The 26,165-nt window shown below is 43.7% G+C and carries 24 protein-coding genes and 1 tRNA gene; 6 read left to right on the top strand and 19 right to left on the bottom strand.

The features are described from left to right. Positions 1-44: 44 nt before the first annotated feature. The 5 genes from AB4Z08_RS14820 to AB4Z08_RS14800 form a co-directional block, all read right to left on the bottom strand. Positions 45-1,583, bottom strand: a complete 1,539-nt coding sequence (locus AB4Z08_RS14820) for a DHA2 family efflux MFS transporter permease subunit (protein ID WP_441574528.1) — start codon at positions 1,581-1,583, stop codon at positions 45-47. A gap of 46 nt (positions 1,584-1,629) precedes the next feature. Then, positions 1,630-2,373, bottom strand: coding sequence for an SDR family oxidoreductase (locus AB4Z08_RS14815; protein WP_441574527.1), 744 nt, complete (start codon positions 2,371-2,373; stop codon positions 1,630-1,632). 54 nt (positions 2,374-2,427) lie between these two features. Next, the gene (locus AB4Z08_RS14810) at positions 2,428-3,012 is read right to left on the bottom strand and encodes a TetR/AcrR family transcriptional regulator (RefSeq protein ID WP_441574526.1); all 585 of its coding nucleotides are present in this window, start codon (positions 3,010-3,012) and stop codon (positions 2,428-2,430) included. A 116-nt stretch (positions 3,013-3,128) separates the two neighbouring features. Beyond that, positions 3,129-3,719 (bottom strand): class I SAM-dependent methyltransferase, encoded by a 591-nt coding sequence (locus AB4Z08_RS14805; protein WP_441574638.1) that lies wholly within the window; start codon positions 3,717-3,719, stop codon positions 3,129-3,131. Then, on the bottom strand, positions 3,650-3,862 hold the full coding sequence (locus AB4Z08_RS14800) for a hypothetical protein (protein ID WP_441574525.1): 213 nt from the start codon (positions 3,860-3,862) through the stop codon (positions 3,650-3,652). The genes AB4Z08_RS14805 and AB4Z08_RS14800 overlap by 70 nt, the downstream gene beginning before the upstream one ends. A 282-nt stretch (positions 3,863-4,144) precedes the next feature. Here AB4Z08_RS14800 and AB4Z08_RS14795 point away from each other — a divergent pair, with 282 nt between their 5' ends. The 3 genes from AB4Z08_RS14795 to AB4Z08_RS14785 all read left to right on the top strand — a co-directional run bounded on the left by AB4Z08_RS14795 (position 4,145) and on the right by AB4Z08_RS14785 (position 8,280). After that, complete coding sequence (locus tag AB4Z08_RS14795) at positions 4,145-4,324, top strand: hypothetical protein (protein WP_441574524.1); 180 nt, start codon at positions 4,145-4,147, stop codon at positions 4,322-4,324. A 4-nt stretch (positions 4,325-4,328) separates the two neighbouring features. Then, a complete protein-coding gene (locus tag AB4Z08_RS14790) occupies positions 4,329-7,166 on the top strand; it encodes a hypothetical protein (RefSeq protein WP_441574523.1) in 2,838 nt (945 codons plus the stop codon). Positions 7,167-7,293: 127 nt separating this feature from the next. Continuing rightward, the gene (locus AB4Z08_RS14785; RefSeq protein ID WP_441574522.1) at positions 7,294-8,280 is read left to right on the top strand and encodes an SUMF1/EgtB/PvdO family nonheme iron enzyme; all 987 of its coding nucleotides are present in this window, start codon (positions 7,294-7,296) and stop codon (positions 8,278-8,280) included. A gap of 137 nt (positions 8,281-8,417) precedes the next feature. On the opposite strand, the gene AB4Z08_RS14780 is transcribed toward AB4Z08_RS14785, so the two are convergent. The 6 genes from AB4Z08_RS14780 to AB4Z08_RS14755 all read right to left on the bottom strand — a co-directional run bounded on the left by AB4Z08_RS14780 (position 8,418) and on the right by AB4Z08_RS14755 (position 14,156). Continuing rightward, positions 8,418-9,428: an efflux RND transporter permease subunit gene (locus AB4Z08_RS14780; protein ID WP_441574521.1), complete on the bottom strand. Its 1,011-nt coding sequence runs from the start codon at positions 9,426-9,428 to the stop codon at positions 8,418-8,420. A 78-nt stretch (positions 9,429-9,506) separates the two neighbouring features. After that, on the bottom strand, positions 9,507-10,910 hold the full coding sequence (locus AB4Z08_RS14775; protein WP_441574520.1) for a serine hydrolase domain-containing protein: 1,404 nt from the start codon (positions 10,908-10,910) through the stop codon (positions 9,507-9,509). 210 nt (positions 10,911-11,120) lie between these two features. After that, positions 11,121-12,224 (bottom strand): agmatine deiminase family protein, encoded by a 1,104-nt coding sequence (locus AB4Z08_RS14770; protein ID WP_441574519.1) that lies wholly within the window; start codon positions 12,222-12,224, stop codon positions 11,121-11,123. Positions 12,225-12,314: 90 nt separating this feature from the next. Beyond that, positions 12,315-13,151 carry an AraC family transcriptional regulator gene (locus tag AB4Z08_RS14765; protein WP_441574518.1) on the bottom strand — a complete coding sequence of 279 codons (837 nt, stop codon included), beginning with the start codon at positions 13,149-13,151 and terminating at the stop codon, positions 12,315-12,317. A 164-nt stretch (positions 13,152-13,315) separates the two neighbouring features. Further along, positions 13,316-13,540 (bottom strand): hypothetical protein, encoded by a 225-nt coding sequence (locus AB4Z08_RS14760; protein ID WP_441574517.1) that lies wholly within the window; start codon positions 13,538-13,540, stop codon positions 13,316-13,318. A gap of 166 nt (positions 13,541-13,706) precedes the next feature. Then, positions 13,707-14,156: a DUF1569 domain-containing protein gene (locus tag AB4Z08_RS14755; RefSeq protein ID WP_441574516.1), complete on the bottom strand. Its 450-nt coding sequence runs from the start codon at positions 14,154-14,156 to the stop codon at positions 13,707-13,709. A 127-nt stretch (positions 14,157-14,283) separates the two neighbouring features. Here AB4Z08_RS14755 and AB4Z08_RS14750 point away from each other — a divergent pair, with 127 nt between their 5' ends. Further along, positions 14,284-15,270: a GlxA family transcriptional regulator gene (locus tag AB4Z08_RS14750; RefSeq protein ID WP_441574515.1), complete on the top strand. Its 987-nt coding sequence runs from the start codon at positions 14,284-14,286 to the stop codon at positions 15,268-15,270. Between the two features lie 106 nt (positions 15,271-15,376). Here the strand turns inward: AB4Z08_RS14750 and AB4Z08_RS14745 are convergent, their stop codons facing one another. Then, positions 15,377-17,380, bottom strand: a complete 2,004-nt coding sequence (locus AB4Z08_RS14745; RefSeq protein ID WP_441574514.1) for a hypothetical protein — start codon at positions 17,378-17,380, stop codon at positions 15,377-15,379. Positions 17,381-17,538: 158 nt separating this feature from the next. On the opposite strand from AB4Z08_RS14745, the gene AB4Z08_RS14740 reads away from it, so the two are divergent. Then, the gene (locus tag AB4Z08_RS14740; protein WP_441574513.1) at positions 17,539-17,760 is read left to right on the top strand and encodes a hypothetical protein; all 222 of its coding nucleotides are present in this window, start codon (positions 17,539-17,541) and stop codon (positions 17,758-17,760) included. 421 nt (positions 17,761-18,181) lie between these two features. Here the strand turns inward: AB4Z08_RS14740 and AB4Z08_RS14735 are convergent, their stop codons facing one another. The 6 genes from AB4Z08_RS14735 to AB4Z08_RS14710 form a co-directional block, all read right to left on the bottom strand. Beyond that, positions 18,182-18,925, bottom strand: a complete 744-nt coding sequence (locus tag AB4Z08_RS14735; protein ID WP_441574512.1) for a hypothetical protein — start codon at positions 18,923-18,925, stop codon at positions 18,182-18,184. Between the two features lie 130 nt (positions 18,926-19,055). After that, on the bottom strand, positions 19,056-19,559 hold the full coding sequence (locus AB4Z08_RS14730; protein WP_441574511.1) for a cupin domain-containing protein: 504 nt from the start codon (positions 19,557-19,559) through the stop codon (positions 19,056-19,058). A gap of 1,280 nt (positions 19,560-20,839) precedes the next feature. Beyond that, positions 20,840-21,157, bottom strand: a complete 318-nt coding sequence (locus tag AB4Z08_RS14725) for an RNA recognition motif domain-containing protein (RefSeq protein WP_441574510.1) — start codon at positions 21,155-21,157, stop codon at positions 20,840-20,842. Positions 21,158-21,545: 388 nt separating this feature from the next. Continuing rightward, positions 21,546-21,629, bottom strand: a tRNA-Leu gene (locus AB4Z08_RS14720). 131 nt (positions 21,630-21,760) lie between these two features. After that, positions 21,761-22,210 carry a KTSC domain-containing protein gene (locus AB4Z08_RS14715; RefSeq protein WP_441574509.1) on the bottom strand — a complete coding sequence of 150 codons (450 nt, stop codon included), beginning with the start codon at positions 22,208-22,210 and terminating at the stop codon, positions 21,761-21,763. A 107-nt stretch (positions 22,211-22,317) separates the two neighbouring features. Next, positions 22,318-22,953, bottom strand: coding sequence for a LysE family translocator (locus AB4Z08_RS14710; protein ID WP_441574508.1), 636 nt, complete (start codon positions 22,951-22,953; stop codon positions 22,318-22,320). A gap of 280 nt (positions 22,954-23,233) precedes the next feature. Here AB4Z08_RS14710 and AB4Z08_RS14705 point away from each other — a divergent pair, with 280 nt between their 5' ends. Beyond that, complete coding sequence (locus tag AB4Z08_RS14705; protein ID WP_441574507.1) at positions 23,234-24,160, top strand: alpha/beta fold hydrolase; 927 nt, start codon at positions 23,234-23,236, stop codon at positions 24,158-24,160. Here the strand turns inward: AB4Z08_RS14705 and AB4Z08_RS14700 are convergent. After that, complete coding sequence (locus AB4Z08_RS14700; protein ID WP_441574506.1) at positions 24,147-26,054, bottom strand: AAA domain-containing protein; 1,908 nt, start codon at positions 26,052-26,054, stop codon at positions 24,147-24,149. The genes AB4Z08_RS14705 and AB4Z08_RS14700 overlap by 14 nt on opposite strands. Between the last annotated feature and the right edge of the window lie 111 nt (positions 26,055-26,165).

Raw genomic sequence — 26,165 nt, 5'->3', positions numbered from 1 at the left:
GTGATGCACGGCACTTATCATGCGCTCCTGCTGCAGTAGAAAAATCAGTGATCCAGTACCACTACATTAGCGGCTGCCTTTTGTTTGGTCGACGCAATGAAGAGCAAGGGCAATGCTGCGAGGAATATGATGCCTACCAATAGAAATGCGTCACTGAAACTTAAGATGGTGGTTTGGCGGATAACGGTGTTATCGAGTAGTTTTAATGCCTTGTCATGTGCATCAGTAACGGTGGCGCCTTTATTTAAGAAGAAATGTGTGTATCCGGTTAGCCGGGTGGTTAAAGCAGGATTATCTGTCTGCAAATTGCTGACCAGGTCGGAGCGGTGCTGGGCGTTGCGGTTAGCGAGATAGGTATTGACCATGGCGATGCCGAAGGAGCCGCCCAGCTGCCGCATCATGTTATTGAGTGCAGCGCCCTGGGGGATATCTGCTGCTGATAAAGAAGATACGGCCAGTGTAGTTAACGGCACGGTTACGAGCGCCAGTCCAACGCCGCGCCAGATGAGAGATACCGTAATATCAGCGGCGCTGGCGTTTTGATTAAGCTGTGACATTTGCCAGCTGAACAGCACAAATAAGCCCATGCCAGCCACAATCAGGAATACCGGTGATACGCCGCGTTGCAGCAGCCGCGCGGAGATGATAAGTCCACCTATCGCCAGACAGGCGCCGGGTAGCAGCAACATACCTGTTTGCAGGGGTGTGAAATTGAGAAGTCGCTGCGCAAATACGGGTGTCAGGAATACAGAGCTGAAAATGCCCATGCCGGATACGAACGTAAGGATGGCAGCGATGCTGAGATTCCTGCTTTTTAGTACCCGCAGATTCACAACCGGGTATTTGATCCGGAGTTCCCACCAGATGAAGAGTATAATAGAGAAAGTAGCTATTACTGCGAGCCAGGTGATATAGGGCGCTTCAAACCAGTCGTCTGTTTCGCCGCGTTCCAGTACGGTTTGCAAAGCGCTCACACCTACTGCCAGCAGGAGGATACCTGTCCAGTCGATTTTACGATCGGGCCCTGCTTCGCCGGGTTCGCGTAACAGTACATAGCAGATAGATGCGACTACTATACCAATGGGAATATTGATGTAAAATATCCAGGGCCAGGAATAGAACTCTGTGATGTAACCGCCAAGGGTAGGTCCTATGGTAGGACCAATAAACACGCCCACTCCAAAGAGCGCGCTGGCCACATTACGTTTTTCTTTAGGGAACTGTTCAAATATAATTACCTGGGATACGGATAGGAGTGCGCCGCCGCCTATGCCCTGCAGGAAGCGGAAGATCACCAGTACCCATATGTTGCTGGCTTGTCCGCACATCATCGAAAAGAAGGTGAAGGCGATAATGGAGCCAATGTAATAATTGCGTCTGCCCAGTTTGCCCGCCAGAAAGCCCGTGATAGGGATGATAATAACGTTGGCGATGGCGTAGGCAGTAATGACCCAGGAGGTATCTTCCAGGGTGGAGCCCAGGTTACCGCTCATATGCGATAATGCCACATTTACAATAGAAGTGTCTATCAGCTCCATGATGGCCGCTGTAATAACCGCCAGGATCAATACTGTCCGTTTCATTATTGTATTTTAATATACCAATTGGTATATTTTAAAGGAAATTTTTTTAAGCTGTTACGCCGCCGCCATTCATCGCCGCAAAAGCAGCATCAGGAGAAGTCAACATCAGCTGATAGATATCTTCTGTATTGCCTACATGAATTTCATATTGATTTTTGCCGAGTGCTGTAAAGAATTCTTCCGCTACCTGTTGTGGAGGAATGCCATTAGCACCGCCGATTCCCTCTGAGAATTCAGTATTTACCAGTGGTGGCATCAGGTCAAACACATGCAGTGGTGCTATACTGTGGCGCAGCGACTGTGTGTAGGAATGTAATGCCGCTTTAGTGGCGGAGTAAGTAGAAATGCGTGCGGATGGTGCAAATACTACAATAGAGGTCACGTTTACAATGGCAGCTTCCTGTTGACGGAGGAGTAAAGGCAGCAGCTGTTCTGTGAGCCGGATCACTGCCAAATAATTTGTCACCATTTCTTCCGTTGCTTTATCCGCGGCATTGGCGGTGGCGGACAATTCGTAAGCATGCGCTTTGCCGGCGTTATTGATCACCATATTCAGTTCAGGGAAATCCTGTTCCAGGGTCTTTACCAGTTTCGCTACGTCCTGTCCGTTGCTGACATCGCTGACGATGGTGGTCACACCAGGTATCTGCCGGGCCGCTTCTGCCAGTCTTTCCGGGGTTCTGCCGGTAATAATTACTTTATTGTTTTGCTGAGATAATAATCTCGCTATCGCCAGGCCTATGCCTGCACTGCCGCCGGTGATCAGCACCGTATTTCCGGATGTTTTCATTTTATTAGTTTTTGTTTTATACCAATTGGTATATTTATAGAGAAAAAATTTTGATTATAACTCGTTGATGATTTTTTCCACGGACTGCATAATGGCTTTCCGGTAATTCATTTTGCCTGTTAACTTGGTGATCATAATACAGCCTTCAATCATAGCGATCATGGTGAGGGCCGTTTGTTCCACATTTGTATGTTTACTGAATTCTCCCTGCTGCATACCTTTTTCAATCAGGTCGGTGATAATACCTTTCCAGTTATATACGGCATCGACTGCTTTCTGTTTTAATAAAGGATGGGTATCATCTGCTTCGATGGCGGTGTTAAGAATAGGACAGCCACCTACAGGAAACGGATGTTTCAGGAAGTTTTCATACACATGCACATATACCATTAACTTATCCTTGCAGGTAGTCTTTTTGTCCATTTCCTGCCGGATGATCACGCCTACTTTCCTGATGTTGTGATCAAAGGCGGCCAGGGCCACTTCATCCTTATTGGCGAAGTTGCCATAGATACTACCTTTGGTTAAGCCGGTAGCATTCGTCATGTCATTCAAAGAAGTGCCGGTATAGCCCTTTTCATTGAACACAGGCGCCGTCATCTCCACAATAAACTGTTTTGTTTTCTCTGCTTTGTTCATATCCTATGATCTTTGCCGGTACAAAAATATACCATTTGGTATTAAACTGGCAAATTTATTTTTGGTGAAAAGGCTGAGTGCCTTACAGCATTGTATCTGGTAAGGATTTCGTTGACTCAGGGTTTCACCACCGACATCATCAGGAAAATAGGGCGGCGTGTTTCGTCCCGCATTTCGGGGTATTGCTCTATTATTTCGGGGGAGGGCTGGGGTTCTGAGATATGACGGATACTGAAACCCACTGCCAGCAGCGTATTTAGCAGGGTTGCTACCGTGCGGTGGTATTTGATCACATCGGTATCCAGGAACCTTGTCTTCCTTAATCCTTCCGCCTGATAACGATCTACCGGCCAGTGCAGCCGTGTGCCTTGTGCATCGTAGTACCAGTCCTGCGCGGCATTGGCAGTGAAAACAGGGTGTTCCACAGAAAGCGCAAAGGTGCCGCCGGATTTCAGGCAGTCATATACTTTGTGGCAAACCACCTCATATGCGGCCACATAATGTAATGCCAGGGAACTAATGACTACATCAAAGGAGTCTGCTGTAAAATCAATATCCTCTATGGCTTGTTGTATATAAGTGATTGCCGGATCATGGGTCGTATTCCTGGCGCGTTCCAGCATTTTTTCGGAAATATCTACACCCACCACAGCAGCCGCCTGTTGTTCGCGCGCATACCGGCAATGCCATCCGAAGCCACAACCCAGGTCCAGTACTTTTTATTGCGCAGGTCCGGTAGCATGGCACGAAAAGTTTGCCATTCACCCGCGGCATTCAATCCATCTACGGAGCGGGGCATCTGGCTATAACTTTCGAAGAAGGCCGGATCATCGTATTTGTTCTCTTTCATATCACCATCATTTAAAGTGGGGAACTTATCAGGATCACCTGGAAAATTAAAATTAATGAAATATGCAATAGAAAGTGGATGATGTCAACTTGCTACCGCCTGCGGCAGCTTTTTAGGTCCGTTAAAGTATTCATCTCCGGAATTCTAAAAAAAAAATTGAAATTATAAATTACATTTAAGCACAAGAGCATCGCAAATGTCTTACATGAAAAGTTGATCATCGTGATAAGCCCTATGCAGTGCTGTTTGCCTCGAATTTTTGAATCTATGTAAAATATTTAGATGCGCAAAGTATCTTCCCTGTTTCCCTGTTTTATCTCTTTTTCTATGACCGGATTTTCCCAGGTGAGGACCGCAGACAGGTCACCTGTATACAATGATACTTTAACCCGCTACTTTACCACACAGCATCGTAAACGCAATCCTGTGATTACTCAGCTAACACCCAACGACAATTTATAGGATAATGAAACGACTGTTACTACTGTTTATTTTAATATGCACTGCTGCTGTTGTCTTCTCACAAAAAAAAGATAGTACCTGGAAAGCTGCTGCCAATGGGATGGTACGGGATTCCGTTCATAACTACGCTTTACCAGCAGCTACGCTGGCGGTGTACCTGGTGAAAGATTCAAGTCTGATCAGTTACCAGTTGTCCGACAACTTCGGGGAGTTTCATTTTAAAGATTTGCCGGTAAACCAGTCGTTAAGAATTGTAGTCAGCTATATGGGCTATCAGAGTTTGGCGAAGAAATTTACGATCAGTGGTAATGAGATCGACTTGAAGCAACTCAACCTGGAACGTGGAGAAAACAGCTTGAAAGGCATTGAGGTAATAGCAGTACCACCGGTGCAAATGAATGGTGACACCCTGGAATTTAATGCTGATGCTTTCCGGTTGGATCCCATTGCGCAAACAGAAGATCTGCTGCGGGTACTACCCGGCGTAACCTTTTGGGGCGATGGTACCATTACTGTCAACGGCAAGGAAGTACGCAGTGTATTGGTGGATGGCAAACCTTTTTTCGGCGGTGATAAGCGCGTGGCGACACAGAATATTCCCAAAGATGCGGTAGATAAAATTCAGGTGTATCAGCAAAACAAGAACCGGGACAATCCGCTGGATTCCGTTACGGAAGTGAATATCAAGCTGAAAGCGAATAAGCGGATGGGGCACTTTGGAAAAGTGTCTGCAGGCTATGGTTCCCGGGAACGTTATGAGGCAGATGCCAGCATTAACTTTTTTTCACCAAAGACCCAGATCGGATTTGTGGCTGCCAGCAATAACATTAACAAAGACGCCGCAGACGCCAACGAGCTGCTGCGTAACAGCACTTTTAAAGGAGTAGGGGCCGGGACGGAGTACCAGTCAGATTTCTCGATGCAGGGCATTAGCCGGCCCCAATCGGGTGGATTTGTGTTTCAGCATGACTTTATACCAGATCGGGATTATAATAAAGAGAATCGCCTGAATGCGAGTTATTTTCTGAAGAATAATATCAATGACCAGGTGCGTAACACCCAAACAGTTACCTCGCTCGGCGGTGACAGCAGCCTGATACGGGATGATCGGAGCAATATCCGGATTAACAACACCGCTCAGCACTTCCAGTCGAGGTATGACAAGCGTCAGGATAATAACCGCTTTTACGTCGGTGCCGCCTTCAACAGTAACACTACCCAAAGTAACAGCCGTAATGAAAGTAGCGTGTTTAACACTGCCCGGGTGCTGCAGAGTACTAATCAGTCCGTGAATGATAATAACAGTGACGGGAAAAATTTGACCCTGGAAATTGGTACATCACACCAGTCCAGGATGTATGAAAGCCGGCGGCCGCGCGATTATGAAATTAATTATTCCTTTATTGCCGCCAACAGCAACAACGACCGGTGGCAACAAACAACATTTAATTCCATCGCCAATCCTGCACAAAATAAATTGTTTGACCGGCGTTATAATACCAGTAGCAATGATACCAAACAACACCTGTCGCTGAAATGGGGTGATTTATCCCCCTGGATGTTTACTGGTAACTTATCCCGGTTGAGTATTCAGCTGCAAAATAACCTGGATGTAAATACACATGGGGAAAAGAATGAAGTCAGGGATAAGGATCCTGCAAAGGATAATTATGTACTAAACCAGTATTTAACCAACGATAGCAGGTATACTACGATAAACGAAAAACCGGCATTGAATTTCAGCCGGACCTTCAATAAAGGGCTGGAGAATCGTTATAACAAAACGGTTACCATAGATGCCAGTGCGCAGGCACAATTTTACCAGCTGCAAAACTATTCTGATCATGCTTTTCAAAACCTCAGTCGTAGTTATCTGAAGTTTGTACCGAATGCCGGCATCAGGTATCAAAACAATCAATATGGTGATTTCTATGACACCTATAGTCTGAATTTTGCTGCTACCAATGATTATCCGGCTGTTTTTCAGCTGGCGCCACTGGTGGATAGCTCCAATCTGTATTACATACGAAATGGGAATGCTACCCTGAAGCCTGCTGAAAAAAGAGTATTGACGTTCAGCATGAGCCATTATACGGTGAGAACAAACAGAGATTTCAACTACAACGGGAGTGTGTCTGCCGGCATCGTTAATAATAGTTTTGCAGATAGCAGTATGACAGATAAAGAAGGGCGCAGCAGTTATTATGTGGTGAATGCAGATGGCCATCAGTTTTTGAGTATATCCGGTAACCTGAACAAAGCATTTAAGTTAAGGAAGCATCAGCTGCAACTCAGTGTGAATATTTTTGACAATTTTAGCCGTACCCCTAATAGTATTGGCGGTGTGTGGAACAAATCAGATAATATTAACAGCAATAATAATCTCCGCGTTTATTATTCCTATAAGGATATTTTTAATGCCAGCTTCAACCAGGGTTTTAACTGGTATAAATCCAGGCGACACGGAATTGAAGGCAATGATCTCAGCAACCGTACCTATGTGACAGCATTCAGCGCCAGCGTTAATTGTACCCGGCGGCTCTCCGTTAGCAGTAACGTGAATTTTAACCGCAATACCTCCACGGGTTCAGGTGGTATTAATTATGCCATCTGGAATGCCAATGCTGCCTATCGCTTTATGAAAGGAAATAATTTTGAGTTGAAATTATCTGCCATGGATTTGTTGCACCAGAATACCAGCATTATCAATTACGGATATAACAACACACTGACCTATGGTACGGCAAATGTGCTGCAACAGTATTTTATGGCGACAGTGTCGTGGTTTCCCCGGAAGTTTGGAAAGAGTGAGCAGGCAAAAGAAACAGTGGAAGAAGAGTAGTACGCAACTCCTGATGTCTATACAACTTACTCAATAGTGATGTACAGGATATAAGAGCAGATGCAGAAAAGGAAAATTTAATACAGATGGTGTATTTTCGCCTGGTATTATCAACGTAAACTACATCATGGATATAACCCGCATATACCAACGTAAAAGTTGGAATTCGCTCGCGGAAATGGAAGCGAAAGCAATTTTATCTTTTTTGATAGCAACACAATTGCCTGGATTTACGATCAAATATTTTGAACAATTCAATAAGTTTAATCAAAGCACATTTACCGCAGTATTGGAGTATATGGGGCGCGAATTTGTTTTTGTTCCGGGTGACACGGTCACCCTTGGTCTGGATCATTACACAACGGCAGCTGAAAACAAAAAAAACATCGCCGCATTAACAGGAATAGAGGTAACCGAAGTGGATGCCTATATACGGGAACGCCTGTCGCCTGTACGAACAGTTACTATAGGCCCGATGATCGTAGAGCGCCATGTGCAGGAAACAGGTTACTTTCCGGTGGCCATGGATGATGAACGATTACTGGCGGATGATTATTTTGAAAAAGCCCTGGTGGACTTGCGTAGCACTCCAAAAGAAAAATATAAGTATACCGTAAATGACAGTTTTCGCCTTGAGAAAAATGGAGAAGAGATCAAAGCATTCCTGTATGAATCTTCTTCTTATGATGCGCTGGTAAAGAATATCGTTGATACCGGCTTCCGTTTGCCCACTGAGGATGAGTGGGAGTATTTATGTGGTGGTGGTTCCCGCACCATGTACCCCTGGGGAGATGATCTGGATCGCACGAAAAAATATCATCATTTTGCAGCAGAGCATGATAGTAATGCGCCCTATTTTTTAGATACCTATAATCATTTCGGCATAGTGATCGCTAATAATCCCTATCACTATGAGATCATGATGGATAGCAAATGGTTTTTAAAAGCCGGGGATGGTGGTTGCAACATTTGTGGTGGTGGCGGATTGGAGATCGGTTACCTGAGCACAGCTACCTATTACAGAGATGTGAATATCCTTGATGAAGAAATGAATTTTGAAGATGAGATTACCGGTGATTATACTTTTATAAGAAGAATAAAAAGATTACTGTAAATTATAGTAACTCCTCCTTTATTTGTTACAGGTAACAGCATTCTTTGCCGCCTGTGGTATCCGGTTTTTCTGAACATAAATAGAATAGCCTACAGGAGATGGCGCCATATCAACGTCATCTCCTGTAAAAATATCACCTACTCCGCTGAAATATACAGGGAGTCTTTTGGGTTATATAATATCGAATATTTTATGCCGGTTGGAAGATTCTTTGAAACTATTTCCATCAAATTTTTAATAGCTGCCTGTATTTCTTCATTATTTGAATCAGCCCGCTGCATGACTATCATACTGACACCAGGTTGATCACCTCTTATATGGGTAAAGTTTCCATGAGTATAAGGACCCAATTCCATTTTCGCCGCCAGGTCCTTTAACCGCAATACAGTATCGGCATTCTTACGAATCTTCATATCCCGGTAAGGAACAGGTTGATGATGTTCACTTTTGCATTTAATGATATAATCAAAAGGCTGTTTGCCATCCTTGAATAATACCCCTGTTACTGCTTCCAGTTGCTTTGCAGGAATAGCGGCTAATACTTCCTGCAACGTTAAATTAAAAGTGCTCATCTGTTGTTTGTTTAGGCAGATACGCATCAGTGAGTCTTTATGGTGGTCAGCAGTAAGCAGTTGACTGACGCCGGGAGTCCGTTGCAGATCAGGAATAATATTCATAGCGGCATATTTAGCCAGGAAGGTATCGTCGTAAGGTCCATCTTTTTCCGAGTACAGATCAATCGCCATCACTATGGGGCCCTCTTGCCTGGAGACGATGATGCCAGAACCGGTCATCTGTGCAGGCAATTGGCCGGTTAGTACAGCAGCGAGATTTGAGATTTTCAGTGCCGCCGGGTCCGGATTTGTACCAGGTTTAAAGTAAACGGTCATCACCAATGAACCATCACTACTGGCCGTATAGTTCATATGATCCATGTTTTCAACATGCTGAAAGATGGACTCTTTCAATGGAATAGCAACTGAATTTAATACAGTATTCACATCGGCTCCGGAATAAAGCGCCCTTAGCTCTATAGAAGGCGGTAACTGCTGCGTGGGTTGTTTGGTAGATGCGAGTCCGCCACAACTAATCAGCATCGCATAAATAAGGGTGACTACTACAAGCCATTTCGAATGGTTTCTGAACATTTTTTTGCAATTAGCGCAATGGGTGAAAAAACAAGTAGCCGGAAGATAGGAATAAAACACGAATTGTAAGGTGGCTGCTTAAAGCTTCTTCCATTCTGCATCTTTCCCCCTGTTATTGTAGGTGACCAGTTTATATATTCCTGTCGCTTCGTCTTTCACGAACTCAAACCTGAGAGGGGCTTCCTTCATATAGAATTTATTCTCCTTCTCCGCATACAATGCTACTTTAGGTAGCCTGTCGTTGGGATTGAGGGCCTCCGCAAACAGTGTAATTCCCTCCAGGGTTATCCGGATCTGGTGATTCACTGTTCCTGCAAAAACTTCATAAGTACCGGTAAAAGGTTTGAGCTGTTCTACTGTCAGTTGTACCACAGCAGTAATGCTTTTCCCCATCGCCAGCCTGGACAGGTCATTGGTGAGTACCTGCCAATCCATATCTGATTCATAACAATTGAACAGGGTGACCACATAAATATCCTGCGTGGGGAGGTAAACTATATCCGTTTGATATCCGTCAGTAGAGCCACTGTGTTCCAAAGTGGGGGCTCCATCCAGTTTTTTGATAAACCAGCCCAGGCCATATTCTGAGTCGCTGCCGTCTGCCAGCTTATAAGCGGTAACTGCCAGCTTCAAAGTTTCCGGCTTGATTAGTTTGCCACTGTATAATGCCTGATGCCAATTTAGCAGATCATCTGCAGTTGATTCCAGCGCACCTGCACCATAAGTAAGGTTGACCGGTTGAAGTTCAGCATCTTCCAGTTTCCCGTTGAACCTGGAGTAGGGGGTAGGCCGCCTGGAATCTGGTCGTTCGGGATCAATGTAAAACGTGGATTTTAATCCGGCCTTCGTGATCAACTGTTCAAGCAGGTAGTCTTTATAGGGAAGCCCGCTGACTTTTTCTATCATGTATCCCAGCAGGAAATAATTGGAGTTACTATACTGGAACGTAGTTCCTGGTACAAACAGCAGCGGCTCTTTCTTGAAAACATCTATGACCTGTTTCGGGCTATAATGGTTGATGTCTTCGGGTTTTGCATCCGTTTCCAGTTCCAGGTAATTCCTGATCCCAGAGGTCTGACTGAGCAGATGAGCGATCGTGATGGTATGTCCTTTCCAGGGATAATCCGGCACGAAACGTTGTATACTGTCATTCAGTCCAAGCTTTCCCTGTTCTATCAGCTGGAGGATTGCCACGGCCGTAAACTGTTTCCCAACAGAACCGATCCTGAAGATGTCCGTTGTTTTCATCGCTTTCCCGCTTTTGATATCTGACTGACCGAAAGCCTTTTTATAAATTACCTTGTCTTTCTCAGCTACCAACACAACGGCACCCGGCGCAATATCCGGCAGTCTGAGAGAGATCAGGGAATCGGCGCTTTTAATAAATTGCCGCCGTTGGATCTGCGCAAAAATTGAATCGGAAAAGCATAGCGTCGTGAACAAAAGGAACACCGTAAATTTCATCAGGATGATTTTTTTCATGGATGTCAATTTAGGGTAAAATTGGCTTCGTGGCCTGTTACAGCCTGCTCAAATCCGGATTTGAGTACAATTGAAGGGAATGGTAATACCATGCTGAAAAAGTAAACCACACATTTTCCCAAAAATGAGAATGGACAAACCGAAATCAATTTCGATTTGTCCATTTTAAATGCCCTAAATGTATTTCCCCTGATCGTATGTCCTGATTTACTATCGTGGCTGCTGCTGGGTAACACAATGAACCATTCCTCCATTGGCAAACAGGTTACGACAGTCAATTCCAACGACTTTTTTACCCGGATACAGCTGTTGAATAATATTCATGGCCACTGCATCATTAGGGTCATTGTAATTGGGTACCAGCACACTGTTATTGGCGATGTAATAATTGATATAGGAAGCTTTGCCCAGGTTTTTTCCGTAGGTGGTTACTACTTCATTTTGGGTAAGCGGTACTTTTACAAATTTGTAGTTAAGAGACTGACTATTGGTGGCGGCATATAATGTATTGATATCATCCTGGGGGACCTGCCAATAATCCAAATCATCGTTGTTCATTGTTATGATCGTTGAGGCATTGGCAAATCTGGCAAATCCATCAATGTGCATATCCGTTATTTCCAGCCCGGCCTTTCCCTCCAGCCAGATGACCTTCCTGATACCCAGATATTTGGTGAATATTTCTTCTGCCTGCTGTTGTGTCATGCCTGGGTTCCGGTTTTCATTTAAAACGGAACTTTTGCAAGCCATTAAAACGCCTTTCCCATCAATTTCAACGCTGCCTCCTTCATTTACCATGACGCTATTGAGATTGATTTTTTGTATGTGCCGATCAGCGGCAATCTTTGCAGGTATGGCATTGCAGTTATCATAAGCTGCTTTCCGTCCCCAGCCATTAAATCCCCAATCTTCAATAAAAAGTTGTCCGTGTTTATCTTTTACATAGATAGGGCCGTTGTCCCTAACCCATACATCATCTGTGGGGTAGATGCTGAAGTCGATATTCGATAATGGCACGTTTTCCTGTTCCAGCAGCGCCGTGATTCGTTCCTGTTCCGTTTGATCGTAGGCGATGATATGAACTTTTTCACCTTGTCTTAATTCCTTCGTCATAGCTATCCAGGTGGCATCCAGCCGGTTGCGGAATGTTTTGCCATACTGATATTCGTGTGGCCATTGAAGCCAGGTACCTTCATGAGGAGCGGATTCTTCCGGCATGGTATATACAATGCCGGTATCACCCGGAACCGGAGTAGCTATTTCTTTCGTACATGAAAATAACAGTGTAGGTAGAAGCAAGAGCAGATTTCCCATTTTGCACATGATTTAATAATTATGCTGTGTTAAATAATACAGCAAAACTAGGTTACAGTGAAAGAGCAATGTTGTCCAAAATTGACAATCTCATTTAAGAGGTAGCAATATGCTTGTCAGCTGATCTTCTTTAGTATCGCTATTGTCAACGTGTTTTAAGTACCTTTCAATAATGGGTGTAGGGGCAAACTCCAGATCTGATTCCAGCATCCAGCCTGAATAAATATTTTTGTATGTTTCTTCTATCGTTTCATATGTGCCCGTATGAATAAATTGGGCGTACCGGCCACCCATTATCACTTTTGAGGGGAGCTGTTTATTTATCGCCTGTTCCGACGTACATACATCGTATCTGCAATTCAGTTCTTCCGTTATTAAAGGATCATCCGCTATCACACCAAAATAGGCAGTTCCTGCATCAGGAAACTCATTTTTCATAAATCGCTCCCATAGCAATTCAATCTCTGAATTTTCATAGGATATAAAGGCACTTTCATAATATACCTTCAATGGAGGAAGATAAATGATTTCAGGTTGTAATACAACGCCGGATTCAACGGGGGCTATGCCAGCTTCGCTGAATAACAGTGTTTTGTTCAGTTTTGCTTCTTTGGGAGAGCAGTGGAAGTGTTGTTTAAAAGCTTTGGAGAATGAGGCCAGGTTGGCAAACCCAACCTGAAGGGCGATAGACGTGATGTTTTCTTTCGTGTAAAGCATCAGCTTATATGCATTTTCTACCCGGAGTCTTTTCTGATAAGCGCCGATGGTTTCCCCACAGGTGTATTTGAAAATCCGTTGAATATTCCGGTAGGAGTAATGGGAAACTTCTTCCAGCTGCTTTATTGAAACCTCCTGGTCGTAGTTCTTCTCAATAAAGTGGAGCATGTTATAAACGCAATACAGATTCGATGAGCTGTTTCCGTTCATTCCAACTGGTTTTAGCTGGATTTAAGTTAGCTGAAATAATGACAATTGTCAAAAAAAGATGGTTGGTGGATGTTTGAATGATAATGACGGGAAGTCATTATCATTCAGGTTTAAAGGGTATAAATCGGGTAATCTGTTTGATAATTTGCCGATTATAAATCAATTCAGAGAAACCGGAAGACCTGCTTCCTGTATGCTTCAAAATCCTGTTCATTGGAAAATGTCTCAAATTTTTCCTGTCTGCCGTTACGCTCTTCTCTCACCAGTATTACATTCTGGCCTCCAACGATGGTTCGTTTGGCTTTTTCAAATATCTGTTCCAATTTCTGGCGGTCCTGAATTGATTGTAGTTCTTCGATATGATTCACAACGATTACGTAATCTTCCATTTCATCTGTTTATGGCAAATTTATAAAAATTTGACAGGTTTTTCCAGAAGCGTACAGATATAAAACCATAGCAATTTTGCAGTGGCCAACTTCAACATTGAATCCTGGCCGGGGTTGGGGGAATTGAACATTAAACAGTGACCGTCTTTCATTGAAATGATGAGTGCTATACATTAAACTGCCGCAGGTGATGGTCGAAATGTTTATACACAAAGATGCCAATTTCGTCCACCTTCATCTTACCAAAGAAGTCGTGAATAAAATCCGGATTTGAGTAGTGTCCGTATTGCGCAATCTGTTCCACCCAGGTCTTTTTTTCCTGTTCAAAATCGCCGTTTTTTGCTTTTATAGCGAATATGCCGGCCGGCATATTTTTTTTCATGGGCGCATCGCTTTTTACCATACCTTTCAACGCCATTTTTCCGAAGATCTTTCCCAGGAATTCCTGTTTATAAACATACCGGCTATTTCCCAGGATCCAGTTGTTCCATGTTGTACAATGTTTGGTCATCTGGTAAACATTCATTTTGCCCCATTGGGCTGTATTGTTCTTTGTAAGGGAATTGATCCTGCCAATCAATTCTTCTCTTGTTGCATTGTCAAATATCGTTTTCATATCCTTGTTGTTTTCTGATGTAAAGGTATCGCGGTGCTAAAACAGGGTCACTACTCAAAAATGACATTAAGGGGTGGATTTTGTGCCATTTTTTTCCTATATTTTGAATGCACCATATTTAGATAGGATGAAACATATTTCAGTTATAATATATGAAGATGTCCTGTTATCGGCGGCTTCTACCACTGTAGCGTTATTAACGAGTGCCAATGAAGTGGCTGTAAGAAAAGGCATGCCTGTTCCTTTTCAGATAGAGCTGGTAGGGGTACATCTCAGGAATGTACAGCTAAGTCTTCCCATACAGTTTCAGTGCAGCAAGACCATATCTGACGACTTTGATACAGATATTATTGTGATCCCTCCAATGAGCTCGGAACCGCAGGACATCGACTCAATGTTTTCCAGGAACAACATCCTGATTGATTGGATAAAAGAGAAATATCAGGTGAAAGCGCGGATTATCAGTCTTTGTACCGGCGCCTATTTTGTGGCTGAATGCGGCCTGTTGGATGGCATGCCTGCTACATCCCACTGGGGTGCTATCGAAGACCTGCAGAAAAGATACCCGTTAATAGATTTTAAACCCGATCATGTTGTTACCCATTCTAAAGCTATTATTACTGGTGGCGGGGGCTTTTCGGCATTAAATGCCCTGTTGTATTTCATAGAAAAAGAGTGTGGGAAAGAGATAGCGGTAGAATTAAGCAAATACTACGCCCTGGACTATGGGCGGACGTCACAAAGCATCTTCACTGTTTTTTCAGGACAGCGCATGCACAATGACGATGAAATACATATTGCGCAGAGCTTTATTGAGAAGAAATTTAATTTTGATATCTCCGTAGATCAGATTGCCAGGCAGGTAAATATGAGCAAACGGAACTTTATCCGCCGGTTTAAAAGTGCCACCTCGCTGAATCCGATAGAATTTATTCACAGGGTAAAAGTAGAAGCTGCCAAGAAAGCATTTGAAGCCGGCGAAATGAATATTGCTGCCGTTACGTATAGTGTTGGTTATAATGACCTGAAAACATTCAGGATGGTATTTAAAAAGATTACCGGGTCAACACCTGTTGAATACAGGAATAAGTATAAAACGAGAACGGTAGCTTAGGCCATGATATACTTACCAGCCGTGGGTTTTTCCGAAAATAAAGATGGACAAACCGAAGGGATTTTCGATTTGTCCATTTTAGTGGAGGCCGGATCATTCAGCATAACTACTCCATGATTGTGTAGCTATTACCAATGGTAAACCTGGATCTGACATCTCCCATCAGGAGGAGATTTACCCTGATGGTGCCATCACCCCCATCGGTATATCCTGCAGCGGTTGGTTGAAATACCTGGATAAATGATTTATCGTCGGCTACAATCAAGCAGGGGAAATTGGGTGGCCGGTTTCCGATCAGTTTGAATTGCCAAACAGTATTACTTCCGGCTAACCCTAAATTCTGTACGCCGCTAACCTCAAAAAGTCTCCGTACTCTATATGCAGAGTAGCTGGCAGAAAGATAGCAGCCCTTTAAACTTTCGGGAAAAGAAAGAAAATCAATCAGTGGTCCGCCGGTAGGGTCCAATAGCGACAGTAGAGGACGCAGGGCTGTTCCATTGGCAGTGATTGTAGCTTCCTGAAGGTTCAGACGTACTCTGGTAAAAACGCCATCTGTTGATTTGGATTTCCAGTTTATGAGGCTGGAGGTAGCTGTGGTTGAGGATACAGTGATGATGGTGTTGGCCGCTATCAGCAATCCTGCATCCGGAGTATCTACGGTACTGGCTCCCCATCCATCGGAAGTGGCAATAAAATCGCTAACTGTTATCCTGCTATTGTATAGCCGGATTCCCCCGTATATACCTTTGGTGTTTAGAATCATATGTTGTGCATTACCTGTCACAATACAATTTCTTACTTCTGCATTTACTGCAATGGAGGTTTTAAGAATGCCAAACACGGATGATTCTCTATACTCCTGTCTGATACCCGAGGGTTGTAGTCTGTCGCTTGTAATATCGATATTACAATTTTGGAAGGTGAAATTAACTGGCCCGTTAGATTCTATTCCGGTTAATACTGCTGACAATCCGATTTTGGTCGCTGTGATACCATCTACGATAGCGGTAGCACCGTTTGCGGTTGAGGAAAACAGGTAAAGTATGGTGGCACAGTCAAAGACAGCGCTATCATGTACAAATATGGAGGCCGACCCGCAGGAAAAGGCATTTCCCAGGAAAAGGGCACCGCCATTGGCCCACATATTGGCATAATATCCACCGTTTACATAGGCGGAAACATCTTTGTCTTCAATTACCACTCCACCTTTCGCGCAATAGGTAGGGGAGCCTGTTCCCAGGTTTTCTGCGTATGCAGTACAGTTATTAAAGTAGGCCTTGAAATCGGGGAAGCCCGCCACAGCAGCACTTCCACACCAGGCATCTGCCGCATATGCAGCGTATCCATATGAAGCGGGGTTGGAATGGCAGTTTGACAAATTCACTTCACTGGATGAACTTATGTATAATGATCCAGTGCTGCCAGCAAGGTAACAACGGCAGTTATTTACATAAATTTGTGATGATCTTATTATTACCAATGCATGACCACCATTTTGCGCCAGGAAATTTCTCCTTAACTCTGCACCTAAAGAAGCGGAGGCGTCGGCATCTCCATAACTTTGCCCCTTAGCATAGAAAGATAGATTTTCTAAGTTTATATTTGAGCAGCCATCAATCGCAAAAGTAGAGGGGAATCGGTATTTAGTACCGGAAGTGCCGGGAGTGGCCGCGTAAAGTCGTCCGTTTTTAAGTGTGATGTTTGTTTTTCCACTTAATCTGACTGTTTTATTCAGGGGAATTGCATCACCCGATGTTACGCCTGTCACAGTGTTGTATAACGCGATTTCCTTATGCTGGAAATCCAGTACAGATCCATTAGGAACCCATTTGAGCAGATCTGATAGGAGGCTTGTTTCATCGGTGCCGTTACCGGTAATGCCAAACCAGGCAATGCTTATTTCGCCGCTGTACAGGCGTTTCCATCTGCCGGTGGTACTACTGCCTTTTATAATTGTACCACTGTTATCATTTTCTGTGGAGCTTGCATCCCAGTAAAAATAACCACCTCCACCATCACCGGGGGCATAATATCCGAGGAGTATACAGGTTTCATTGGTCAATGGGGGACCATAGGCTCGCAGTGCCGCGAGCGATTCAAAGGTTGTCATAGAAAATATTTAAGGTTATTGCAACAATGCTCATTAAATGTAGTGTCACCCAACGCAATGGAAGTACGTAACGACAGGCGAAAAATATCATGACAATTTCCTGCTTTCCAGGGTTCATTAAACACTGGAAGTCGTTTTGTTAATCTATATCTTGCTGTATGAAAATATTACTGATAGTGCTCGCATTAGTTACTTTTTCCGGTTGCTACAATAATCCCAAAAGCTATGATGAAAGCAGGGAACTGGTACCCAACCCGGAGGGGTATAAGAAAGATACATTTATTCAGGTACCCCAGGACACATTACAATATTTGGATACGCTCCGTAAAACAAGCGGTCTTGAATCCGATACAGCTGTATTAAATTCATATAAGATTTAGTCAATCTATTAAGGAATAATGCTGCAGATCTAAGCCTGCCAGTTGCCCGAAGGCCATCATCACGGATGTTTTAGAAGGAATTTTATCTTCGTTGTCTCTACATACGCTTTTAAGATATAGTGCATTAAGCTCCCCATCATTATAGTCAGCATTACCTTTCCATTATGTAGACGATATCGATCCTATACTTAACACCCGCTATGTGCGTATAGAAACAGCGCAGCAGAGGTGGACTTGATGCGGGGGTGAGGTCCGGATGTATAACCCCGGTGAAATTGAATCAGCAAATGGATGGAGGTCAGCACCGGCCATAGAACGGCTGCTTCAGTGCCAGGCTGTAGCTACGGAAAGAAATATACTATTTGAAAGGATGCAGGTATAAAGGGATTATCATCAAAATATCTCCGGGGGCAAGACCGTTTTATTCCAGTTGAATGATAGCTGGATATGCGTGTGTATAGGTAAGATTAGGAAGCAATCTTGTCCGCTTTGGATAAGTACGTTTTTTAGCATATTTGGGTTCCTGTGGCGCTGCCACCGCAATAATATCGGCAGCCATATATTGTCTGTTGCCGGATGGGCCGTCTCTGTACATCGCTCTTACCTGGAAAACCACTACCAGTGAGCCCTGCCCGGGTACATCCAGTGAAACATTTGTTTCCTGGAAAGTGGTATCGGGATCTATCATGAGTGTAACCGTTTCGCTACCCACTATCTGACGTGATGTAAAATCAATACGCGTTGCGATCACTTTTACTTCCAGTGCAGCCATACCTTTATGTCCGGCAATGGTTTGTGCGGGAATATTTAATATCCCGTTAGGGAAGAGCCGGGGCGCAACTGTAAAGAAACGATCTACACCGGTATGCTGATTGAAGCGGAAGCCTTTGATGGCGGCGTGATGATCACCGGCAGCAATGAGTAGCCTGTTGAGCCGATTGATGTGGCCACCATCACAATGGATATCCAGGTGGGTGTAGAAAGCATGCCGGATAAAAGCCCCTTTCCTGCTGGCGATGCCAAAGCGCCTGGATGCGCGGCGGGTAGCAGCCGTTTGCTGCACGCTTTGCGGCATGGAGCGCAGGAAGTAGTTGCCATTGCGCTTATACCCAATGAGAGGGCCGAGTTTTCCCGTAAAGGGAATGACAGACATTTGTTTTGCCATGGGAGATTATTTTGATTACTATAAATATAGCACAATTCGGGGAACCTGTTTTCGGGATAGATGGCCGATTAACTAAAGGGAGTGTAATGGGTATTGTTTAATATTCAACGATAGTTCGGGAGGTATTTTTCTATAAAAAGTCCACTCCGAAAAGCTTTACCAGGTCTTTCCATTTCTTCATCTCTTCAGGAGTCTGTTGCTGTGGAGCTAATGTTTTTTCTGTACCACATGGAGTAGAGAGATACCAGAAATATTGATCAAATGCACCAGGTGTCATCACGATCAGGTTTTTCACGTAGTCGCTTTTTACCACAAAATGATGTGGCACCTTCCTGGGGGCAAATACTATATCGCCGGCTTTAGCGTGTATAACCTGGTCGCCAATGTAAAAATCGATTTCTCCTTCTTTGATAATAAATGTTTCATCTTCATGTTCGTGCACATGCCTGGGAGGTTCGCTGCCTTTCATGGCAGTACCATCCATAATGGAGAGGGCATTATTGGTTTCCTTTGAAGTCAGCAGGAAGTTAACAACGGCAGTACTGCCGCGGTATACTCTGCGCCTGTCTGTAGGGGCAAGGATGTCTGGCATTGGGTCGTTAGCCAGAAGTGCTTTTAATTCTTCTGTGATCATTGCTGTATTAATAATTATTATGGCATAGTTACCTGTATCGACTCCCGAAAGCAATTGTAGTTATGCAGTTGTATTTCGAGTAGCAAAGCAATTATATTTTAATAAGAATTAAAAGCCGCAGAACAGATTTCTTACAAGAATCAGTATAAATACGTATCTACGAGTAGAAGCACGTATGGCAATAGTATTGTTAACAAGTACCTGCCGGTACTAAAAAAATTTATCTACTCCATAGCCGCCTTTTACTATTTTATGCTGACTTTTTTTTCAATAAATACTGACATCTTTATAAATACTGTCAAAATCACAGCTACTTATTTCCTTCAATAAAGCACTTCTTATTTGTTTTTTTAGTGATTCTCGCAGTGGCTCTTGCTGATCGAATATCAGCAATTAGGGGTGTCATTAGAAGTGTCAATTATGTGTCAACAATAGTGGGAGAAAGCGGTAAAAAGCTTGATTTTTCGACACTCGCGGAATTAAAGGCATGCTGCACACAGTTCTGCTATTGGTCGTGGCGATTTATCATTCTTTTTTCACTGGCCTTAAAAAGATCATCTAAATTTTAACAGCTGATGAAAAGAAAGTGTTATTGACAGGCTATTGCCGGGTTGCCAGCTATGTTTTGATAAAACCAAAACTATCGGGTTCTCCATGCTATCGCATTTAAAGTGTATTTTTTTGCATAAATCAGGACACATTAAAGCCTGATCATCAATCCTTCTTCATTGAAAACTTGATATTCTATTAACCCATATATCCATAATCCCGGTTACTCTTCGATAACCGTGTAAAATCACAGCATACCCCCAACAAGAATGTACGCTACATCATGATTATTCATTGCCTGAATAAATTCTCTGAAATCATCATTGAAAATAGTTCCCATTTACTTATTGAGTTTTCTATAGGTAAAATATTCCCTGTCTAATCTGGGCTGATTTGCCATTGAAAATCCGTATGCCTGAGATATCAGGTAATATGCCTGCCGCAAACGTTCAATATATGGCTATATGTAGAAAATAATTCAAAAATGGTCTGTTGCTGAATTAGTGAAAAGATTATCGGCTGCCAGCATCCATGCAATCCGCCATTGGACGGAAATAAAATAAGCCTGTAAGCGGTACTTACAGGCTTTCTTAAGAACCTGGATTTTCTGTTGGCGATACCCTCGGTATTAAAATATCGCCCAAACAAAAACAGTAAAAACGCAGACTACCAATCGTATGCTGCGATTTTACTCATATCTTCTAAAAAGCTAATCAGATTAATAAAACCTATTAGTATCTCGGTCTGAAGCCTCCACCGCCCGGCCTTGGCCCGGATCTGGAGAAACGGTCATTCTCCGGTCTTTCAGGTCTTGGACGAGCCTCGTACACTACGATGGTCTTGCCGTCAACTACTGAGTTATTCAGTTCCTGAATTGCCTGCGCTGCATTGGAATCATCCGGCATTTCAACGAATGCAAAACCTTTGGGGCGACCGCTGTACTTGTCTACAGCCAGGTTAATACTATATACCACTCCGAATGGATCGAAGAGTGACCAAATCTCAACTTCAGTTGTTCTGTCACTCACATTGCCTACAAAAATGTTCAAAATATACAATTTTAATTTAACTCATACACCACTGAAAAAAAATGATGAATGATGAAAAAAGCATCCAAACCAAATCAGAAAAGTAAAATGCTGACTTACTGGAGGTAGAGCAATAGTATGGATAATACAGGATTATTTACAAGAAATTATTTTCGGGTTCAAAAATCCCTTTAAAATTTATTACCGGCCACCAGCTAAACTCCAAGCTGGAACAGCGGCAAGAGACTTCACAACCCCACTTGTCGCCAAACCCTCTATACCAAAGGTAACCATTGTAGTAACGATTGGCTCAATGTAATTAATACAAAATTGAATGATTTCCCATAGGCACCAATAGCATCACATAACTTTGGACAAACCAAGAGTAATCTCGATTTGTCCACTTTCGTGCCCAGAACTGGATTCGAACCAGCACACCCTTGCGAGCGCTGCGACCTGAACACAGTGCGTCTACCAATTTCGCCATCTGGGCAACTGATATCGTGTCAGGGGTTGCAAAGATAAGCAGACAAAGCATTTCACCAAATTTTTTCCAGACTTTTTTGAAAAAAATTTCAGCACATAAATAATAGTCATGTGCCGGRACCCCTTGTCCGGGCTTGTTTAAGCCTCAACCGCCTTGCTCACTTTACGATACACAAACTCATGATAGATATGCCTGCGGCAGAATCTACCTGGTGTATCAGAGTTAATCAGCTTCACGTATAATGCCTTTGGAACATCCAGGTATTCATAGCTGCTGCCATCCTGGAAATGAAGTTGCAATGTTTGTTTGGTATAACTGAAATCTACCATTGTAGAGGCAGATATCGTTTCTGTATATTGTGGAAGTGCAGCCTCAATTGTTTCAGGCGCAATACTCACCAGGAAATGATATGCTTCAATCAATTCTTTACTCTTCGTTTCGGCTTCCAGCTTTTTCTCTTCCTCTACTCCTTCAAACTTATCCGGATGCCACTCCTTCATTAAATTCCTGTAAATCGTTTTTAATTCTTTTAACTCAGTAGTTTTGGTAACGCCCAGCAACTTCCTGTAATCAACTATTTTACTCATAATGTATTTATTCAAAAAATAAACAGGCTGATCACTATGAGCAGGCTACCATTTATCTTACCCGAAAAACCGGCAAAGCTACGCTTTTTTAAGCTACCGCCAAGCTTTTATTTACCCTTGTCCAGCGCCATTTTGATGGCCAATCCGCCGAAAACACCGCCCATTACCCACTTCTGCAGGCGTACCCACTTCGGATTAGCAGAAAACCAACGCGTTACCTTTGCTGCTGAAAATATGATGAAAAAATTAACTGTGAAACTGACCGTTATCTGCGTAAGGCCCAACAGGAAGCTCTGTGCCAGCACAGACCCGTACGCAGGCTTGATAAACTGCGGAAAAAAAGACAGGTAAAACACCGCTACCTTGGGATTCAACAGATTGGTGAAAAGACCCATACTGAATAATTTAAGCGGCTTATCTGCCTGTAGCTGTTTATCGGTGTCAAACATGCCTTTTCCGCCGGGTTTAAGCGTTTGCCAGGCAAGGTATAGCAAATAGAGGCTCCCGGTCATTTTTAGCACCGTATAGGCGTAAGGAACGGCCATTAAAACTGCGGTTAACCCAAAAGATACCAGGGTGATGTGAAACAGGAATCCACAGGCCACCCCGCAAAGCGAAATAAATCCCGCCCTTTTCCCCTGCGTAACAGACCGGGAAATCAGGTAAATCATGTTCGGCCCCGGTACTAATACCATGAGCAATGCAGTAAATGCAAAAAGCAATAGTTGGCTGATCGGTATCATCGTTATTGGATTAAAGGAGAAAGATGGCACAAGATAAAACATTCTGAAAAATAAAAAGTGAGGAAGGCTTGTCTTACCATGATATTTATTTTCGTATGTTCTTATCAGTTAGTATGGTAGAAAAACACATGAGTAAAGCTATCCGTTTACTTAAACATGATTTGCTCACCAACTGCGAACTGTTGCTGGTCATTGTAGCGGTAAATAAATTGTTGTAATCGGGAAATTGCACTACTTTAATAGTAGAAACACCTGTTTACTTTTTTCAACCTGATCTTATATGAAAATACCCGTGTTGTTAACCATGCTGCTGTTTTGCGCATTAACGGGCTACGCACAGCAACTGGACTCTATCAGATATCCCAATGGCTATCTTTATTATCATACTTACGGCAGTGGAACACCCATAATTGTTTTATCCGGCGGCCCGGGAAATTCCTGTTTGCAGCAGGAAGAAGCAGCCATTGCACTCAGCAAGCAATACCGCAGTATTTTGCTGGAACAACGGGGGACAGGATTGTCTGTTCCGGTTCCATTCGATTCTACTACCATCAATCTCAAGGCGGCCATGGATGATTTAAACCGGCTGTTGCAACACCTGCATGTAAAGCGGGCTGTTTTTTATGGTCATTCCTGGGGAGCCATGCTGGCAATGAGTTTTGCGGCCAATTACCCGGATAAAGTAAGTGCCCTGGTACTCGTCGATCCGGGATACTACAAGTTTTCCACCGACCTGCTGACAACACATGTCAATAACCTGCGTGCCCGCCTGGGCGCATCAGATGTGGTGTTAATGGATTCACTCGATAAAAAACTGGAAGCGGGTCATGGAAATAAGGCCGATTCTGCATTGTATACCAGGACCGTACGACTGGCTTATATCTATAACAAATCGCTGATCGATAGCATGATGGTGAAGATGAATGGAGCGAAAACAAATTTGCTGATGCAACAACTGATGGTGAGTGATCTGCGGCGGGTACACTATGACCTGAGCAAAAATTTATTTCATTATAAAGGTCCCATCACCATCATCTCCGGCAACCAGGATCCATTGGCATTTTACACCTATGAGCTGAAAATCATCCGCCCGGATATAAAATTATACTGGATACAAGGCGCCGGCCATTTTCCGATGTTTGAACAACAGTCCGCATTTAATCAGCAGCTATTGTCTGTTATGAGTACGGCAGTTAAATATCCATAAATTCCCAGGCGCTCTGGTAGGCATTTTTATTTTCTGCATAGGTGATAAAGTTCGCATAGAATCCTAGCTGGGAAAGCGTTCCGCTGTCACCTATTACCACCAGTTTTTTACGGGCCCTCGTCATGGCCACATTCATACGCCGGATATCGGATAAGAATCCAATCTTGTTTTCGGTATTGCTGCGCGTCATGCTGATGTATACAATATCGCGCTCCTGTCCCTGGAAACTATCTATGGTATTCACGGAAATTTTGTCTGCATAAGGCTGTAGTGCCGGTGAATGCAGCAGCTGTTCTTTTAGCAGTTGTATTTGTTGTTTATAGGGAGATATAACCGCCACTGTGGGGAAATCTTTCGGCTGGTAATGTGCACTCAGGTCAGCTACCAGCAAGGTAAGATGTTTAAATAAAAAGACAGCCTCCTCCGGATTGGTGGTGCTGGTGCCTTCTGATTTTTCATCAAACCCGCAGCCGGCAGTATCTACAAAGGAAAGCGGATTATCTGCTGAAAACAGCAGGTGGTGGGCAACAGATGCATGTGCTTTCAGTTTATCTTCATAAAAGATGCTGGAAGAATATCCCATAATCGTTTCGTGCATGCGGTATTGTTCTTCCAGCAGCGTCACACTTTCCGGATGCAGGGCCGTACATTTTTCCAGAAGGGTAGTGCTCAAACCTTTTCTGGCTGCTTCTTCTGATTTAACGGTGGGTGACAACTGGCAATGATCACCTGCCAGCACCACCTTTTGTGCTTTCAGAACGGGAATCCAGCAGGCAGGCTCCAGTGCCTGTCCGGCTTCATCTATCACCACTGTATGGTACTGCAGATTTTTGACGGTATAATGATTGGCGCCTACCAGCGTGGCGGTAATCACCTGCGCTTTGGTAATCAGGTCGTCAATGATATATTGTTCGGTGTTGCCTACTTCTTTCATGATCTTGCGGGCTTCATCAAACAGCGCTTTTCGTTGTTCTCTTTCGGCTTTGCCGAAATTACGTTTGTACTTATGCGCCATATCCCGGAATTCATTGGCCTGTTTCTTCAGTCGTTTGATTTCCCTGATGCTGCTGTGTTCAGACACTTTACTATCGAGTGTGAGTGACATGAGTCTTTCGGAAACACGGGCAGGATTACCTACACGAAGCACATTCAAACCTTCATCAGATAGTTTTTCACTGAGCAGATCAACTGCGGTATTACTGGGGGCCACTACCAGTATTTGTTTACGATCCTGTTGAATCAATGCTTTGATGGCCTGTACCAGCGTGGTTGTTTTGCCGGTGCCGGGAGGTCCATGTACAATCGCCAGGTCATTGGCAGATAATATTTTGGTAACAGCTGATTGCTGGGATGCATTTAATTTTGGATTCACATAAGGCGGCTGGTCCGGGTGAAAGGAGGGCTTCTTTTCTCCGGTCAGTATTTTTATCAGTCTGCCTTCCGGTTCTTTATCCTGTAATGCGTCTGCCTGTTTGAGGGCATTCTGCATTTCGTCGTAGCTGTTGTCATCGAATAACACATCAATTCCCAGCTTGCCATCACTGGCCCATTCCGGCAGTTCATCGGTGCGCAGGGTTATTTTCAGGCGGTTGCCGCCCTGGTAGGAGATGGTGCCTTCCAGGTGATCCTGTTTCCGGTCGTGGTTGGAAAATAGCATCGCGGAAGCGCCAAAACGCAGTTGATGAGGAATATCCTGGTGGGTGGTACGCTCTACCTCCACGGTCAGGTAGTCGCCCCGGCTCATTTCAGACCCCCGGATAGCAATGGGGTACCAGGTAAGGCCATTCGCCCTGCGATCTGCTACGGACGAGGTTTCTGTCATTTGCTGATAAGACTGTTGGTCCGTTTCCCGTTCTATTTTGAGTAAATCAAGCTGCTTTTTGAAATAATCCATGGCGCAAAGGTAAGATGTTCTGCTTTTGTCGCAATCGACCATTAAGAATGTCGTATTCGCCCACGGCAAAAAATGATGAATCGGTATAAGTTTGTATCGTTAAACAAACAA

Origin of the sequence: Chitinophaga sp. RAB17, assembly GCF_052114225.1 — a bacterium.
In the GTDB taxonomy this organism is placed as follows: domain Bacteria; phylum Bacteroidota; class Bacteroidia; order Chitinophagales; family Chitinophagaceae; genus Chitinophaga.
Note: the sequence above shows the minus strand (reverse complement) of the source record. Positions and strands in the feature narration are given on the sequence as shown.